15 protein-coding genes are annotated in these 16,057 nt (G+C 63.8%); 7 read left to right on the plus strand and 8 right to left on the minus strand.

All coding sequences use genetic code 11. The features are described from left to right. Window positions 1-1,029: LysR substrate-binding domain-containing protein (locus tag NH287_RS12985; RefSeq protein ID WP_253035955.1), on the plus strand; the 1,029-nt coding region annotated here is incomplete at its 5' end. Between the two features lie 183 nt (window positions 1,030-1,212). Here NH287_RS12985 and NH287_RS12990 read toward each other — a convergent pair. The 7 genes from NH287_RS12990 to NH287_RS13015 form a co-directional block, all read right to left on the minus strand. Next, window positions 1,213-1,461, minus strand: coding sequence for a hypothetical protein (locus tag NH287_RS12990; protein WP_228145539.1), 249 nt, complete (start codon window positions 1,459-1,461; stop codon window positions 1,213-1,215). Further along, window positions 1,461-2,075, minus strand: a complete 615-nt coding sequence (locus tag NH287_RS12995) for an APC family permease (RefSeq protein WP_228145540.1) — start codon at window positions 2,073-2,075, stop codon at window positions 1,461-1,463. The genes NH287_RS12990 and NH287_RS12995 overlap by 1 nt, the downstream gene beginning before the upstream one ends. Further along, window positions 2,060-2,461 (minus strand): amino acid permease, encoded by a 402-nt coding sequence (locus NH287_RS13000; protein WP_228145541.1) that lies wholly within the window; start codon window positions 2,459-2,461, stop codon window positions 2,060-2,062. Before NH287_RS13000 ends, NH287_RS12995 begins: the two co-directional genes overlap by 16 nt. A 526-nt stretch (window positions 2,462-2,987) precedes the next feature. Beyond that, window positions 2,988-3,119 (minus strand): hypothetical protein, encoded by a 132-nt coding sequence (locus NH287_RS15305; protein ID WP_280569210.1) that lies wholly within the window; start codon window positions 3,117-3,119, stop codon window positions 2,988-2,990. 88 nt (window positions 3,120-3,207) lie between these two features. Continuing rightward, window positions 3,208-4,461: an aspartate aminotransferase family protein gene (locus NH287_RS13005; RefSeq protein ID WP_253035956.1), complete on the minus strand. Its 1,254-nt coding sequence runs from the start codon at window positions 4,459-4,461 to the stop codon at window positions 3,208-3,210. A gap of 68 nt (window positions 4,462-4,529) precedes the next feature. Then, window positions 4,530-5,378, minus strand: coding sequence for a 3-hydroxyacyl-CoA dehydrogenase family protein (locus tag NH287_RS13010; RefSeq protein WP_079941037.1), 849 nt, complete (start codon window positions 5,376-5,378; stop codon window positions 4,530-4,532). A 4-nt stretch (window positions 5,379-5,382) separates the two neighbouring features. Further along, window positions 5,383-6,141, minus strand: coding sequence for an enoyl-CoA hydratase/isomerase family protein (locus NH287_RS13015; protein WP_228145543.1), 759 nt, complete (start codon window positions 6,139-6,141; stop codon window positions 5,383-5,385). 257 nt (window positions 6,142-6,398) lie between these two features. Here NH287_RS13015 and NH287_RS13020 point away from each other — a divergent pair, with 257 nt between their 5' ends. Continuing rightward, entirely contained in the window at window positions 6,399-7,835 is a 1,437-nt protein-coding gene (locus NH287_RS13020) for an NAD-dependent succinate-semialdehyde dehydrogenase (protein WP_308210416.1), read from the plus strand. Between the two features lie 586 nt (window positions 7,836-8,421). On the opposite strand, the gene NH287_RS13025 is transcribed toward NH287_RS13020, so the two are convergent. Beyond that, the gene (locus NH287_RS13025; protein WP_079941039.1) at window positions 8,422-9,558 is read right to left on the minus strand and encodes a tyramine oxidase subunit B; all 1,137 of its coding nucleotides are present in this window, start codon (window positions 9,556-9,558) and stop codon (window positions 8,422-8,424) included. Between the two features lie 237 nt (window positions 9,559-9,795). Here NH287_RS13025 and solA point away from each other — a divergent pair, with 237 nt between their 5' ends. The 5 genes from solA to NH287_RS13045 all read left to right on the plus strand — a co-directional run bounded on the left by solA (window position 9,796) and on the right by NH287_RS13045 (window position 15,956). Then, window positions 9,796-10,956, plus strand: coding sequence for an N-methyl-L-tryptophan oxidase (gene solA, locus NH287_RS13030; protein WP_079941043.1), 1,161 nt, complete (start codon window positions 9,796-9,798; stop codon window positions 10,954-10,956). A 99-nt stretch (window positions 10,957-11,055) separates the two neighbouring features. Further along, window positions 11,056-12,438 carry an NAD(P)/FAD-dependent oxidoreductase gene (locus tag NH287_RS13035; protein WP_079941045.1) on the plus strand — a complete coding sequence of 461 codons (1,383 nt, stop codon included), beginning with the start codon at window positions 11,056-11,058 and terminating at the stop codon, window positions 12,436-12,438. Beyond that, window positions 12,435-14,087 carry an APC family permease gene (locus tag NH287_RS13040; RefSeq protein ID WP_079941046.1) on the plus strand — a complete coding sequence of 551 codons (1,653 nt, stop codon included), beginning with the start codon at window positions 12,435-12,437 and terminating at the stop codon, window positions 14,085-14,087. Before NH287_RS13035 ends, NH287_RS13040 begins: the two co-directional genes overlap by 4 nt. Window positions 14,088-14,719: 632 nt before the next feature. Beyond that, on the plus strand, window positions 14,720-15,217 hold the full coding sequence (locus NH287_RS15500; RefSeq protein ID WP_369691078.1) for a helix-turn-helix transcriptional regulator: 498 nt from the start codon (window positions 14,720-14,722) through the stop codon (window positions 15,215-15,217). Window positions 15,218-15,383: 166 nt separating this feature from the next. Next, window positions 15,384-15,956 (plus strand): bifunctional DNA primase/polymerase, encoded by a 573-nt coding sequence (locus NH287_RS13045; RefSeq protein ID WP_253035957.1) that lies wholly within the window; start codon window positions 15,384-15,386, stop codon window positions 15,954-15,956. Window positions 15,957-16,057 lie beyond the last annotated feature (101 nt).

Consider the following 16,057-nt stretch of genomic DNA (forward strand, 5'->3'; position numbering starts at 1 on the left):
TTCGGCACGCCCTCGCCGGCCAGCCTCCGGATCAACGCCCAGTCCTCCAAAGTGATCACTCTCCAATCGTTGAGTGTTCACTTTTCAAGCGCCGCTACTGTCCAGTTTTCGAGCGCCGTCGACACCTCGTGCTATCATTGGCGAGTGGAAATTCAGGACCTCAGAGCATTCGTCGCCGTCGCGGAAGAACTGCACTTCGGGCGAGCGGCCGAACGCCTCCATTTGGCGCAGCCTCCGGTAAGCCGCACCATAAAGGCACTGGAGAAGGAACTGGGCGCGGAGCTGTTCCACCGCACGACGCGCTCCGTGGAGGTCACTGCGGCCGGGGAGGCTCTGCTCGGCCCGGCCCGCCGCTTTCTCAACGAACTCAAGCATGCCGCGCACGATGTGCGCGCCGCTCAGAGCGGCGAACTCGGGCATGTCGGTATCGCCTTCGCTGGCGCCTCCACACAGATTCTCGTCGGCCAGCTCTCCCGCGCTGCGCGTCTCAAACATCCAGACCTATCCCTCGAGCTCTCCAGCCAGAACTTCGCCCAGCCCGCCATCAACCGGCTCCTGAACGATGAGGCGGACATCTCCATTGGCCGCTGGGACTACGTCCCAGCCGGCATCAGAACCCGCACTCTGATCAACGAGCAACTCGTCGTCGCCGTCCCGAAGACCCACACCTTGGCCGGCGCTGACTCGGTCCACATGGATCAGCTCTCCGCCGACTACTTCGTGACGCTCCCCCCGCAGCCCGGATCAGTACTTACAGACCGGCTGCTCCGACTCAGCCACGCTGCCGGCTTCGACCCCCTCATCGCGCAGGTCGCCCCCGACACCTGGACGGCGCTGTCACTCGTCGCAGCCGAGGTCGGCATTCATCTCACGATCTCATCGGTCGCAGAGAACACCCACACCGACGGGTTCTCCTTCCTCCCGGTCGCAGACCCATTCGACGAGGTGCTCCTGCGCATGGCCTGGCGCGCCGATTCGCGGAACCCCGCACTCGCCACGGTGCTGGCACTCGCCGACGAAGTCCTGTAGGCGCCGCCAGCTGTACTGCGCGCATACCCAACTGCCTCACCGGTCGGCGGCCGCCTCGATTCCTCTGAGCTAATCGATCTGGATGGTCGTGGGCGCTTCGCCGGAGAAGTCGAGCTTCGGGACGGACTCACTGAGACCCGGCGTCTCGGTAGCGGCGATGGTCAGCCAAATGCAGCCGACGAGTCAGGTCGAGGGCTCCAGCGACGTCCACAGCCAGACCGTGAGCGCGAACCCGATCAGCGGGCAGACCAGGTGCAGCAGGACGCCTCCCTTCGCGCGGTTCCCCGTCCTGTCTTTCCGGAGGAACTCGTCCTTGATGGCTGACAGGTTTACCATCGCGAACGCCGCGAGGGCGCCGAAGCTGATCATAAACTCCGCCGTATTCAAGTCGAGTACCAGGCTGGCCAGTGCGAACACCGACACGACGATCACTACGACAAACGGTGTGCTGAACCGGGGTGCAGCTTGGTGAGCGGCCGGGGCAGCACACCGTCGCGCCCCACAGCGATTAGCAACCGCGAAACGGATGCCTGCCCGGTCATTGCGCTGCCGAAGCAACTCACCACATATATGGCGATGAAGAACGCGGCGAACGGCGCGCCGCCGAGCACCCTGACGAGGCTGACGCCGACCGCTTCCACTTCGTCAGCAGAGAGGGCCTGCCAGTTGGGCGACCACGCCAGGGCGCCCGACCAGGAAACCAGCACGAACAGCAGGCCGCCCAGCAGCGTCGAGCCGACGATCGCTCGCGGGATGTCGCGGCGGGTGTTCCGCGCCTCCTCCGCGAGGGTGGAGACGGCAACGAAGCCCAGGAACCAGAGTGAGAGGATCGCAGCTCCTGAGGCGATCCCACCGATACCGCGCTGCCCGAAGGTGAAAGGCTCGAGGAGTCTCACCAAGGTGTCCCCGCGCAGCGTCTTCTTGAACGCGAGAACCATGAGCACGACCACCAGCAGCACCGATAGGGCGATCACGATGAAGTTGACCCGGTTCACCAGGGAGATGCCGAGCAGGTTCAAGGTGAACACAATCAGTAGCGTCGCCATCGTAAACGCCCATTTGGCACGGCGGGGAACTGCGAATACAGATAGATGCCGATGACCAGGAAGTTGATCATCGGGATGAAGAGGTAGTCGAGCAGGATCACCAAGCCGGTGAGGAGCTCGACGAGCCCGCCGAAGGCTTGCTGGGTGTAGGTATACGTGGCGCCCGCGACCGGGTACTTCCGAGCGAGGGTGGGGTAGCTGGCAGCGGTGAAGGGCATCGCGATGATCGCGAGGATGTAGGCGGTGGGGAGATGCCCGTCGGTCACCTGGTTCACGACACCGTATGTCGTGAATACGACCGCGATGATCATGTAGGTGACGCCGAAGAAGGTCAGCCCGACGGGGCCGAGGGTGCCGCAGAAATGCGGATGCGACGTAGCTGACATGCGATGACCCCTCTGTCGACGATGCGGGCGATCGGAGCGCGACGGCACGGTCGGGGCGCTTAGGCTGGGGGATCAGCAGCGTCCGGAGCACGATACCAGAGGAGAGATCGTCGAATGCGTCCTGTGCTTCTCGGGGCAGGCGGCGGGAGACAAGCTCGTGGAGTTTGATGGCGCCATCCAGGTAGCGGTCGATGAGCGCCGGGATGTCTGAGGAGTATTTCGTGACATTGCCCCCTCATGTTGGATCAGTACTCACGGATCGGTTCATGCGATTGTGCCCCCCAATTGGTTTTGAACACATGGCAACCCGGATCACACCCGACACCTGGACGACCCTTTCGCTCGTCGCGACTAAAGCGGGCGCGCACCTCACGATATTCTCTGTCGCGGAGAACACCCACACCGATGAGTTCTCATGCTTGCCGGTCGTGGATCCCTTCAAGGAGGTGTTTCTTCGAATGGCTTGACGTTCGGAATCTCGGAGCTCCGCACTGAAGACGGTTCTGGCCTTGGCTAAGGAGGTGCTCTAGGGGAAGGTGATCTTGCTGCCGGAGTCGTCTGAGCTGCCCGAGCTGCAGCCGGTCGCCGCGAGGACGAGCACCGCGACCCCGGTGAGGGCGAGCAACGTCTTCGGGGCTCGCTTCTTCCATGTGTTCATGCGTGTTCCTTATTCAGTGGTGGAGCCTCCCTGTCCGGGAGGACATCGGGTCGTGCCGGCTGTCTTCCCCGCAGGGCAGCCACCTGGCTTATCTGCCGTGTACGGTGTCGAGGGCGTCGCGGATGCCGCGCACGATGGTGCGGATCTCCTCGGCCGTGACGATGAAGGGCGGGGAGATCTGGAGGATGTTGTTCGGGAGGTTCCGCAGGTGCACGCCGCGACCTTCGAGGACGGCGACAACGTCGAGCCCGGAGACGCCGTCGGCGAGGTCGACGCCGCCCATGAGTCCGATGTGCCGTACGTCTTTCACGCCGGGGTGGTGGCGGAGCTGTTCGAGTTCCTCGACGAGGACCGGTTCGAGCTCGCGGACGCGGCCGAGGAGGTTCTCGCGCTCGATGATCTCGAGGTTCTTGAGTGCGACAGCCGCGACGGTCGCGTGGCCGGAGTAGGTGAGGCCCTGGTGGAAGATGGGCGCGTCGTTTCCTGCGTAGAACTGGCTGGATACGCTGGGGGCGACGATGACGCCGCCCAGGGGCAGGTAGCCGGAGGTGATGCCTTTCGCGAAAGTGATCATGTCGGGTTCGAGATTGAAGCGCTCGGACGCCGTCCAGGTGCCTAGACGACCGAAGGCGGTGACGACTTCGTCGGCAATGACGAGGAAACCGAACTCTTTCGCGAGTTCCTTGATCCGCTCGAAGTAGCCGGCCGGGGGCGGAACGAGACCGCCGACGCCCATGACGGGTTCGGCGATGAACGCGGCGATCTTCTCTCCGCCGTGTTCGCGGATGGTGCGCTCGGCGGCGTCGATGTCCCACTGATCGACGAGCAGTGTCTCCGGGATGAGGGTGCCGGGGCCGAAGCCGTCGCTGTTGAAGGAGAGGCCTGCGACGCTGGTACCGTAGGCGTGGAGACCGTGATAGCCGTCCTGACGGGATACGACGGTGAGCTTCTCCGGCTGTCCCTGGAGCTGCTGGTGACGGCGTGCGAGTTTGAGTGCCAAGTCGACGGAATCGGATCCGCCGCTGGTGAAGATGACCTTGGCGTCGTCGAACGGGGCGAGCGTCGCGATCTTGTTCGCAAGTTCGAGTGCCGGCTCGTTCACGTACCGGCCGAAGATGTGCCAGGTCTCGAGGGTGCGTATCTGCTCGGCGGCGGCCTGTGCGATCTCGTCCCGGCCGTGGCCGATGTTGGCGTACCAGAGGCCGCCGGCGGCGTCGAGGAGACGGTCCCCGTCCGCAGTGGTGATGTAGGCGCCGTCGCCTTTGACGATGACGGTCTGCGGGTTCGAGAGCACGGTCGGCATGTGCGCCTGGGCGCTCCACAGGGCGTTGGTCTGGGGCATCTGCATCCTCCTGGGATCGTGTGTGTGGTTCGGGCCAGCCGTTGGGGTGCGGCGCGTGACCCAAGCGTTCAGCTGTAGTCGAAGAAGCCTGTGCCGCTCTTGCGCCCGAGCTCTCCGGCAGCGACCTTGTCGCGCAGGATCTGCGGGGGTGCGAAGCGCTCGCCAAGCGTGGAGGCGAGGTACTCCGCGATGCCGAGCCGCACGTCCAGACCGACGAGGTCGGTGGTTTTGAGCGGGCCGGTGGCGTGCCGGTACCCGAGCACCATCGCCGCATCGATGTCCTCGGCCGAAGCGACGCCCTCTTCGAGCATCCGCATCGCTTCGAGTGCGAGGGCGACGCCGAGCCGGGAGCTCGCGAAGCCGGGTGCGTCATGCACGACGACGGGGGTCTTCCGCAGCCCCTCGGTCCACTCTCGCGCTGCGGCGACGAGGCCGACGCCGGTCTGCTCGCCGACGACGACCTCGATCAGGGTGGAGGCGGGAACCGGGTTGAAGAAGTGCAGCCCGAGGAAGCGGGACGGGTGGGAGAGTTCTGCGGCGAGCTTCGTGACCGACAGCGACGACGTGTTCGTCGCGATCGCGGTGGTCTCGGTGACGCGCCCCTCGATCGCGCGGAGGGTGTTCACTTTGAGCTCGAAGTCCTCTGGGACCGCCTCGATCACGAGGTTTGCTTCTCTCAGGAGCTCGTAGTCCTCGGACACGGCGAGGCGCCCTAGGAGCACGTCGAGGGCGGGGGCCGCGGGATCCTTCGCGACCGCTTTCTGCGCGATGTCATCGAGCCGCGCCCGGGCGGCGTCCACCGACGCGGCATCGCGTTCGAGCACGGTGACCTGCGATCCGCCGATGGCGAGGCTGAGCGCGATGCCCGCCCCCATCCGTCCGCCTCCGACGACGGCGATGTGATTCGGCAATGCCATGGGTTCAGCGTCCTTTCCGCGCGTTGCGCTTCAGCAGAAAATCATCCATGCGCCGGGTCTTCTCCGGGGATTCGAAGAGCAACGCTTGCGCAAGGTTGTCGATGACCGGGTGCGCCGCCCGCGGCGCGTGGATCACCTGCTTGGTCACCTGGATCGCCAACGGGTCGAAACCGCCGATACGGTCCGCGAGCGCGTTCGCCCGGTCCAGGAGCTCGTCCGGCTCGCAGACTTCGCCGACCAGCCGAATCGATAGCGCCTCGTCTGCGGTGAGGACGCGGCCGGCGAGCAGGATCTCTTTCGCGACGGGCTCGCCCACGAGCTCGACGAGCCGCCAGCATGCCCCCGCGGCGGCTATGATGCCGAGGTTGGGTTCGGGGTTGCCGATCTTCACCCGCGTCGTCGCGATCCGGAAGTCGGCGGCGTAGGCGAGCTCGGCGCCGCCGCCGAGGGCATAGCCGTCGATCGCGGCGATCACCGGCATCGGCAGGGCAGCAATCCGCGCGAAGATGCTCGAGTTGATCCCGCGCAGGGCGTCATGACGGCGCCGGTCGCGCAGCTGGGAGATGTCCGCGCCGGAGGCGAAAATGCCGCCCTTGTCGGTGCGGGTTCCCGTCAGGATGAGGATGCGCGGTTCGCGCTCGAGCTGGTCGCAGACCTCGTGGAGATCATCCACCATGGCCTGGTCGATCGAGTTCAGTGTCTGAGGCCGGTTCAATCGCACGATCGTGCGATCGCCGTTGTGCTCGGCCGTGAGCGTTTCCACCAAGCCCCACCTCTTTCGGATCGCGTCCAGGCACACTCAGTCCTGGTGCATGTCATGTTCCAGCTTGGTGCGAAATCCAATAACACACAAATACCTAATAGATCCTATTTCATGACACTATCGTCATAAAATCTCACATGGACTCCACTGGGCGCGGTAGAGCATTATTAATGCCAGCGCATGAGCGGGGGCGGATTTGGTATTGGACGCGACATGAATAGTGAGCAACAGTGATAGTCGAGGATCCGTGCGCACTGGTGCGCGCGGAGTTCCGCGATCACACACCGAACAATGAAGGAGCGTCGTCGCACATGGGTGTCTACACGACAGTGAATCCTGCAACCGGCGAGCAGCTGGCCGAGTTCCCCGAGATCACCAACAAGGAGGCACGGGAGGCTCTCGATCGCGCCGCGGAAGCCTATCCGCAGTGGCGGGATCGCGGGCTGCAAGAGCGGGTCGCCCTGGTCAAGCGCATCGCCGCGCTCCACCGCGAACAGCGGGAAGAACTGGCTGCGCTCATCACGCTCGAGATGGGCAAGCCCATCGTCCAGGCGCGTGGCGAGGTCGATCTCGTCGCGAACATCTACGACTATTATGCGGACCGCGCCGAGCAGTTCCTCGCGGACGAGGTGCTCGACATCTCCGGCCCCGGCACCGCCATCGTGAAGACCGAACCGGTCGGCGTCCTGGTCGGTATCATGCCGTGGAACTACCCCTATTACCAGGTGGCACGGTTCGCGGCCCCGAACCTGATCCTGGGCAACACGATCCTGCTCAAGCACGCGCGCAATTGCCCGCAGTCCGCCCTCGCTATCGAGCGGGTGTTCCGCGAGGCGGGGCTGCCCGATGGCGTCTACGCGAACGTGTTCGCCAACAACGGTCAGATCGCCGAGATGATCGCCGATCCGCGCGTGCAGGGCGTCTCTCTCACCGGTTCCGAGCGGGCGGGCTCAGCGGTCGGCGAGGTCGCCGGGCGGCATATGAAGAAGTACGTGCTGGAGCTCGGTGGATCCGACCCGTTCATCGTGCTCGACGACGCCGACCTCGACGCGGCAGCCGCCGCAGCCGCGGTCGGTCGCTTCGCCAACGGCGGGCAGGCCTGCACCGCGTCCAAGCGCTTCATCGTCCTGGACGCGGTGTACGACGCGTTCCTCGAGAAGTTCATCGAGCAGAGCCGCGCGTACGCCACAGGCGATCCGTCGTCGGACGAGACGAAGCTCGGCCCGCTCTCCTCCACCGCCGCCCGCCACGATCTCGTCGAGCTGGTCGACGACGCCATCGACCGCGGCGCGAAAGTCCACCTGGGCGGGGAGGCCCCCGACGCACCGGGCGCCTACTATCCGGCGACCGTGCTGTCAGGCGTGACCAAAGACATGCGCGCCTACGCAGAGGAACTATTCGGCCCGGCCGCGGTCGTGCACCGCGCCGCGTCCGAAGAGGAAGCGGTCCAGATCGCCAACGACTCCCCGTTCGGTCTAGGCGGCACGGTCTTCTCGGGCGACCTGGAACGGGCGCAACGGGTCGCCGACCGGATCGAGACGGGCATGGTCTGGATCAACAGCACGAGCAAGACAGCCCCGGATCTCCCGTTCGGCGGGGTCAAGGCCTCGGGCGTCGGCCGCGAGCTCGCGCATTACGGCATCAACGAGTTTGCCAACAAGAAGCTCGTCCGCGTCCCTGAGGCCACGAAATAGTACGCCGCGTGGCGGAGTGCACCACCGGAGCGATTCGAGGGATACACTCCGCCACTTCGCATGCCCCATCCCCATGCCCAGGCTGCACTCACAAGAAGTAACCTCGGGCAGGGCTCGGATCTCTTAGCCGATGGGGCCGGGCGTGCCGTACGCGCAGCATGAGCGGCATTCCGAGTCGCTTCATTTGACGTGCGTTCCGAGACCGTGTTCAGGGCCCCGCGGGTACATGACGTGCCGAGGACGACCTTTGGGCACCCGAAAGGCGAGACCGCGCACGCAGCGTTCGAAGAGGCGCCGGAGTTGACGGGTCACCTGGTCCTCGAAGCCTCCGTGGTTGACATCCGCGAACCAGCAAGTGGGCTGGCGAGCGGGCGAGAAGCTAGTCGACGGGTCGAACAGCATGAATCCTCGCGCGCATGTTCGTTCATACCGATGCGATAAAGAACATCCGTATTTCGGTGGTACCGGTGATCGCTGTGTCGAGCGATGCGACCCGAGAATCGGATTAACGTCTTGGCCGATCGGCCCCAATGGTTGCTCGCTACGATTGCCGCAGTCAGGAGCGCCGGGTAGACCGAAACCGCCTCTAGCCTAGGGCGGGCTGATCCCAGATCGGCAGCAACGTGCCAATGTCGCGGCGCTGCGCCTCCCAGAGGAGTTCGGTCGCCCAAGCGACGTCTTCGGCCGGGATCCCGCCGATGGAGAAGAAGGACGGCCGTGCCGGATCGTAGCCAGGTGCCCTGCCGTCGACGATGTCCCCGAACTCGGCGATGTCGGCAACGTTCAGGCGCCCGTCCAGGAGCATGTCCTGGTATTTGACACCGAGAGCCCCGAGTTGCTCGTGATACGGAGGGCTGAAGTTCGCGACGTAGGCTTCGTAGAGCGGAGTGTGGTCGACGACGTTACGAGCGCCAGTGCACAGGAACCCGGCATCGACTTGGATGTTCGAGGTCGCCGCGACATACGCACCCGGGCGCAGCCACTCCGGGTCGATGACCGGGTAGTTTGCGACGCCGGACAGACCGGTCGCGGCGACCGTGACGATGTCGGCCTCGGTGACCGCCGACCGGATCGAATCGACGATCTCCACCTCTTGGATCTGGGGGAACTCGGAGCGGACGAGTTCCTGGAAGCGCTGCGCGTTCCGGCTCGTGAGCGAACGCGCCGCGATCCGGACGCGGGCGATGGCGGGCCGTGTCACTAGGATCGCCCGGAACGCAACCTGGTTGATGAGCCCGGGGCCGATCACCGCGACCGAGTCAGCGTCCGTTCGGGCGAGGTGCAGAGTGCCGGCTCCGACGACCGCGCCCGTACGATAGGCGCTGATCAGGTTTCCCGGCATCACGGCGATCGGAGCGCCAGTCTCGGTGTCATTCAAGACCACCAGGTGCATAGACCGCGGCAGACCCTTCTCGCTGTTCTCGATATTCGAGCCATACCATTTGAGGCCAGTCGCACGATACTTCCCACCGATGTATGCAGGCATCGCCATGAAGCGGCGGTCCGAGGTATGGCGCGGCATACCGGGGAATGCCGGCTCGAGGGGGAAGTCGACCTTGATCCCATGCGAACTATGATTCGGACCACCCATGCGGTAGTCGCCGGTCGCGAGCAGCGAGAAGACCTCGCACATCGTGTCGATACAACGTGCCATGTCCGTGGCGCCGACGTCGATGATCTCGGGCTCGCTGAGGTAACGCAATCGGAGAGAAGTGTCGTGCATCGTTGCCCTTTCCTGCCCGCGGTCTCACCGCCGGGTGCCGTATTGGATATTGCGATGCTAACCTTCGATAACGTTTCCAGAACGCAAAAGAACCGCTTTTATTCAGACTAATAGCGCATGAATCTAGTGAGAACTGGTATCGAGGGACTCTTCGATTCGTTCCCCGGAGCTGGAACACTGAGGTCACCAGCTAATTTCACAACGGCTGCACGGTGCCGTGCCGCACGAGGAGAATCGATGTCCAGCACTGAGCAGGCGTCCGTCGCCGTCATCGGGATGGGCACCGTGGGTGCCATGGCCGCCTGGCAGCTGTCGAAGCTGGTGCCCGGACGCATCATCGGCATCGAGCAGTACGGCGTCGCGCACGCGTACGGCGCGTACGCCGGGGAGTCCCGCCTGTTCCGCACCGCAGCCTACGAGGGCGAGCACTATACTCCGTTGCTCGTCCGGGCGCAGCAGCTGTGGCGAGAACTCGAGCGAGAATCGGGGCAGAGCATCTACTTGCAGGTCGGAGCGCTCACGATCGCCCCCGGCGCTTCTCCGAAGATCGCTGGAACCCTCGAGGCCGCCGAGCGCTTCGTCCTCCCCCACGAGCATCTGGTGGGACGCGAGCTGCGACGTAGGTTCCCGCAGCACGACTTTGACGATGGCGACGAGGCGATCCTCGATCTCGGCGGCGGCGGCCTGCGCCCCGAGCGCGCCATTCTCACCGCAGCATCACTCGCCGAGCGCGGAGGTGCCGAGATCTGGGACGACACTCGGGTGCTCGGCATCGACGAGCAGCACGGGAGGCACCTAGTGAGCACCACCCGCGGCGACATTCTCGCCGAGAAGGTTGTCATCGCCGCCGGCCCCTGGAGCCAGCAGATCCTCCCTGAGTTGAAGACGTTCACGAAGGTGAAGAGTGTGCCGCTCACGTGGTTCATGCCGAAACGCGTAGACCAGTTCCTTCCCGAGCGGTTCCCCGTCTTCGTGCGGGACCGCGGAACCACCCACCTGTTCGGCGCCCCGAGCCTCGAAGGCTACGCCGTGAAGATCAGCCGTGCCGCGTTCCCGGACTGGCCGCTCGTCGACGACGTCGCGCAGCTGCAGCGTGAGCACACCCGGACTGAGCTCGCGCAGACCTCCGAGCTGGCGACCTGGTACTTTCCGGGCCTGCACCCGGAGCCGGTGCGCCACAGCATCCACCCGGACAGCTACACGGCCGATCTCACCCCGATTATCGACGCCTCGCCCGACGGCAGCCGCGTCGTCGTGTCCGGGCTGTCGGGACGGGGCTTCAAGTTCGCGCCCGCCCTCGGCCGTATCGCCGCTGACCTGATCCACGCAGGCGCCAGCGAACTCTACGACCCCGGCCGGTTCAGCCTCGCCGCTCACTACCGCGCGCTCGACCACTGACCACACGGGCGGACCGGGGCTCCTGCCGCTGCGCATCGCGCACGCGCCGGGAGCACAGTTCGCCATATTCATGAGAACCCCTTGAGAAGGAGAAGCACCATGCAGGAAATCACTCGCGACGTCGTCATCATCGGCGCCGGTCCCGCGGGACTCACCGCGGCGCGGCGCCTGAGCCAAACCGGGAAGACAGTCGCCGTGCTCGAAGCGCGCGACCGCGTCGGCGGCCGCACATGGTCGGACACGATCGACGGCTCCTTCCTCGAGATCGGCGGCCAGTGGATCGCGCCCGAACAAACCGCGATCCAGGATCTCGCGGCGGAACTCGGACTCGAACTCTTCCAGCGCCACCGCGACGGCGATTCGGTGTTCATCGACAAGGAGGGCAACCGCCACCGTTTCACCGGCGACTTCCCCGTCAAGCCGGAGACCCTCGAGGAAATGCGCAAGCTCCGCGCAGAACTCACCCGACTCTCCCTCGAAGTCGACCCAGCCGCCCCGTGGGAGCACCCCCGCGCCGCCGAGTACGACGAGATCACCTTCGACGCCTGGCTGCGCGCCCAGAGCGACGACGCCGAGGCGCGCCTCATCATCGGCAACTTCATCTCGGGGGCGATGCTCACCAAGCCAAAGCACTCGTTCTCCCTGCTGCAGGCTATCTTCTTCGGCGCCTCGGCCGGGTCGTTCGAGAACCTCGTGGACGAAGACATCCTCCTCGACAAGCGCGTCGTCGGCGGCATGCAGAGCGTCTCCATCCGCATTGCCGAAGAACTCGGCTCCGAAAATGTCTTCCTCGACAACCCGGTGCGCGAATTGCACTGGGAGGACACCGCCGAAGGCGCCCCCGCCACGGTCACCGCGATCACCGACCACCTCCGCGTGAGCGCCCGCCACGCGATCCTCGCGGTACCGCCGAACTTGTACTCCCGCATCCAGTACGTTCCGGCCCTCCCCCGCATCCAGCAAATCGCGCACCAGCACCACTCGATGGGCCTCGTCATCAAGGTCCACGCTTCCTATGACCGCCCATTCTGGCGCGAGCAGGGCCTCTCCGGCACCGGGTTCGGCTACTACAACGTAGTCCAGGACATCTACGACAACACGAACCACCGCGACGAGCGCGGCACTCTCGTCGGATTCATCGTGGAGCACGACGCGGAGAAGGTCTGGGCGCTGCCCGAAGATGAGCGCCGCGAGACGATCCTGAACTCCCTCGCCGAGTATCTCGGCGACGAGGCGCGCAACCCGCTCGCGTTCTACCTCTCCGATTTCGGCGCCGAGGAGTGGACCCGGGGCGCGTACGGCACCAGTTACGATCTCGGCGGCCTGAGCCGCTGGGGTGCGACCCAGAACCAGCCCGTCGGCCCGATCTTCTTCGCCAGCTCCGACATCCAAGGTTTCGGCTACCAGCACGTCGACGGCGCCGTCCGCATCGGGCAGGACACCGCCGCCCGCATCCTTGAGGCGGACGGCGCAGCACAGTGACCACCACACAGCGCGAGCCCGCCGCGACCACCAAGAGCCTGACGCTCAAGGGCCTCCAGAAAGGGAAGATCGGCGCCTTCGCCGGGGCGATCATCGGAATCGCGAGCATCGCCCCGGCTTACACCATGACATCCGGGAACGGGCCGACGATCTCGGTCGCCGGCCTGCAGACCCCGTTCATCCTGCTCATCGGATGCATCCCGATGATGTTCGTGCTCATGGGCTACCGTGAGCTCAACTCCTCGATGCCGGACTCGGGCTCCACGTTCACCTGGTCGTCGCGTGCGTTCGGGCCGTGGATCGGCTGGCTCGCCGGGTGGGGGCTCGTCGCGTCGACCGCCCTGGTACTGTCGAACCTCGCCGCGGTCGCCGTGGATTTCTTGTTCATCGCGCTGTCGCAGATGTTCGAGAACCCCGACATCGCCGACCTCACGGGCAATCTCTGGGTCAACATCCCGGTCGTCGCGATCCTAACGGGGATCGCCGCGTACATCTCGTATCGAGGCGTCGAGGAGACCAAGCGCGTTCAATACGCGCTTGTGGGCTTGCAGGCCATAGCCCTCGCCTGGTTCGTGATCGCAGCGGTCGCCAAGATCGCGAACGGCGAAGCCTACGACTACACCCCGGTGAGTCTGGAATGGTTCAACCCCGCGCTCCTCGGATCCGACGGGTTTAGCTTCAGCGCACTCATGGCCGGCCTCTCGCTGTCGATCTTCATGTTCTGGGGCTGGGACGTCATCCTCACGATGAACGAGGAGACCAAAGATCCCCGCCGCACTCCCGGACGGGCCGCACTGCTCACCATCGCCATGATCGTGATCACCTACCTCACCGTCACAATCGTGCTGCTCAGCTACACCGGCATCGGCACGACAGGGCTCGGGGCCGGAAATCCGGACATCCAAGAAGCGCTGTTCGCCGCCCTCGCCCCCGAGGTAATGGGACCATTCGCACTGATCATGTCGCTCGCCGTCTTCGCGAGCTCCGCCTCGGCGCTCCAGGCGACGCTCGTGTCCCCCTCCCGGACCTTGCAAGCGATGTCACATTACGGGGCCGTGCCGAAAACCCTCGGCAAGCTCTCCAAGTACCAGACACCCGGCGCCGCGACGGTGTGGGCGGCGGTCGCCTCTGTCACCTTCTACGTGCTGATGCGCCTCGTTTCCGAGGACGCCCTCTGGGACACCATCACCGCGATGGGCATCATGGTCTGCTTCTACTACGGCATCACCGGCTTGGCAGCGTTCTGGTACTTCCGCGGCACCTGGTTCGCTAGCATCGGGAACTTCTTCCGACGCTTCCTTCTCCCGCTCCTCGGCGGTATCGCGCTCGTCGTCATGTTCGTCAAGACGCTTTACGACTCCGCCACCGACCCGGACTTCGGGTCCGGGAACATGCTTTTCAGCACCACCCTCCCCGACGGCTCTACCGATGGCGGCGTCGGAGTCGTCTTCGTCGCCGGCGTCGCCATTATCGGCGGCGGCATCATACTAATGGTGATCTACTCCCTCATAAACCCAGGATTCTTCAAAGGCAAGGAAATCGAAGTCGGATCGGTACGCCAGGAAACCGATATGACACCTTTTGATGCCGCAGCAGATCACGCCTCAGCAGAGCGAGAAGAGCACTTGCAACATGAAACCGGACGCTAGTCAAGGTTACTCAAAAGTGTTATTACCGCAATACAGTCTGCATGTTCAATGCATAGAAATAACATAGGAGAGAACCAATAGCGGTAGGCGTCGGGCGGGTAGGAATTTCCTATCTCTAACCATCTAGTGCGATTCCCACACTATCGCCGTGGCCGACACAGGTGAAGAGTTCACCTCGGAGCAAGGACGTTTTACTGGTGGAAACGAGAGTTCCACTCATGGCCCGGCATCATGTCCTGAAATCAGCAACCGAGAGAACCGCATACCGTGAAATCAAGATTGTTGCGGTCCGAAGCGGTAGCTTACGCGTGTTGGTTGACAACTATGAAACCCTTGCGCACACCGGTGACATTACAGTTCTCCCCGCAGAGACTGTATTCCATGTGGTCCCGGTGCCCCAAGCCTCAATTACATGCATCTACTTAGACCCAGAATATGCGCTTGATCTAGTCTATTGGCAGTATCGCGGCCGACTCTCTCACCGCGCAGAGGCGCACGTCTTTGCTGAACGTTTATACGGTGACATGCGAATTATCGTGCGGCTTGGCAAACGCCTTAAGAAACTGGCACCGATTCTCGACGGAATGGTTGCGCTGAGCAGAACGAGTGATTTTGTCATACATTCAAACCAGATGCAGGCACACTGGTTCACCCTTGCAAACGCAATTTCACGCAGTATTGGTGGACCGGAGGCATTTCCGCCCGCCGGGTCCGACCAAAGGCTCCGTGCGACGCGCCCGACGCCGATCAGACCTGAGGTACTAAAGGTCGAAACGCTCCTGCGTGAGAGGCCCGAATTTGAGTGGACACTTAGAGAGCTGGCCAGGCGAGTTAGTCTCTCGCCGGGTCATCTCTCTACACTGTGCACTCGAGCCTGGGGCTATCCGCCAAGGACCCGATTGCAATTGATCCGGGTTGAGATGTTGGCAAGGTTGCTGCAGGAGACAGACAGCACAGTCGAGCATTGCATTCATCTTGTCGGATGGAGAAGTAGTTCGCATGCCTCGAAGCTTTTTCGTACAGTTATGCAAGTCTCGCCTCACGAATATCGGATCGCGCGTAGGCGTGATACTTCTGTGACTTTGGGGGCCGAAATCGTTGGTCTTGGGGCCCGTAGCGAGGCAGTTTGAAAGAGGACACTTCCATCTTGGAAGTGATTAGCGGTAAGCCAGATATTCCATAGTGTCGGGGTCACTGCTACGCCTGACGAACGGTACCCTCCGAACGTCACTTGCGTCTTCTGTTCTCCTCGTCGCACCTTATCGCCAGTACTCAAGGTGAGAAGGAGTTAGCAACATGAATGATCTCGATCAACGGCTCATGCTGCTCGGCAGACTGTTGGGCACTGTCCGTGGCCTGCCTACCGCTGCGATGTATCTTGCCAGACATGGAGTGCCCGTCTTTCCATGTGCGTCTGGATTCAAACGCCCAATAGTGAAAGGCGGTTTCACGGCAGCAACCGTCGATGTTCGGCAGGTTGAAACCTGGTGGCGTCGGTGGCCTGACGCAAATCTAGCCGTGCCGACCGGTGCGGCGTCGGGTCTTGATGTCGTGGATGTGGATCGTCACAGCGACAGCGACACCGGGCTTCTGTCGTTCGGTCGCGCTCGTGATGCCGGGCTGCTGAGCGGCTGGTCCTCGTTGGTCGAGACGCCCTCAGGCGGCTTGCACATTTACTTTCCTGCCGACCCGAATCGGCCGCAACGGATCTGGCAGGCGGCGTCTGCGCAGGTCGATTTTCGTGGCGATGGCGGGTATGTGCTCGTGCCACCGTCGAGGGTACGGCAGAAAGATGGGACACTCGGCGCATACGTGCTGCGCTCGACCAGCCCAGCCCCCACCGCGGTCAAGTCCCGTGGAGTGGTGTAACCGTTTCGTGATCCTTCAGGGATGTGGGGGCTAGTTTTCGTTGTGATTGCAGATGCTCGCGACGAGCTCACTCACGGTGTCGGAGTACAGCCCAGGAGTGG

It is taken from the genome of Microbacterium sp. CnD16-F (genome assembly GCF_024124465.1).
Classification (GTDB): domain Bacteria; phylum Actinomycetota; class Actinomycetes; order Actinomycetales; family Microbacteriaceae; genus Microbacterium; species Microbacterium gawkjiense.

Coding starts and splice junctions, on each gene's coding strand:
- NH287_RS15305 (WP_280569210.1), bottom strand. CDS start 3,119: ATGAACACATGGAAGAAGCGAGCCCCGAAGACGTTGCTCGCCCTCACC.
- NH287_RS13025 (WP_079941039.1), bottom strand. CDS start 9,558: ATGCACGACACTTCTCTCCGATTGCGTTACCTCAGCGAGCCCGAGATC.
- NH287_RS13035 (WP_079941045.1), top strand. CDS start 11,056: ATGCAGGAAATCACTCGCGACGTCGTCATCATCGGCGCCGGTCCCGCG.
- NH287_RS12995 (WP_228145540.1), bottom strand. CDS start 2,075: ATGGCGACGCTACTGATTGTGTTCACCTTGAACCTGCTCGGCATCTCC.
- NH287_RS13000 (WP_228145541.1), bottom strand. CDS start 2,461: ATGTCAGCTACGTCGCATCCGCATTTCTGCGGCACCCTCGGCCCCGTC.
- solA (WP_079941043.1), top strand. CDS start 9,796: ATGTCCAGCACTGAGCAGGCGTCCGTCGCCGTCATCGGGATGGGCACC.
- NH287_RS13045 (WP_253035957.1), top strand. CDS start 15,384: ATGAATGATCTCGATCAACGGCTCATGCTGCTCGGCAGACTGTTGGGC.
- NH287_RS13010 (WP_079941037.1), bottom strand. CDS start 5,378: ATGGCATTGCCGAATCACATCGCCGTCGTCGGAGGCGGACGGATGGGG.
- NH287_RS13005 (WP_253035956.1), bottom strand. CDS start 4,461: ATGCCCCAGACCAACGCCCTGTGGAGCGCCCAGGCGCACATGCCGACC.
- NH287_RS15500 (WP_369691078.1), top strand. CDS start 14,720: ATGCAGGCACACTGGTTCACCCTTGCAAACGCAATTTCACGCAGTATT.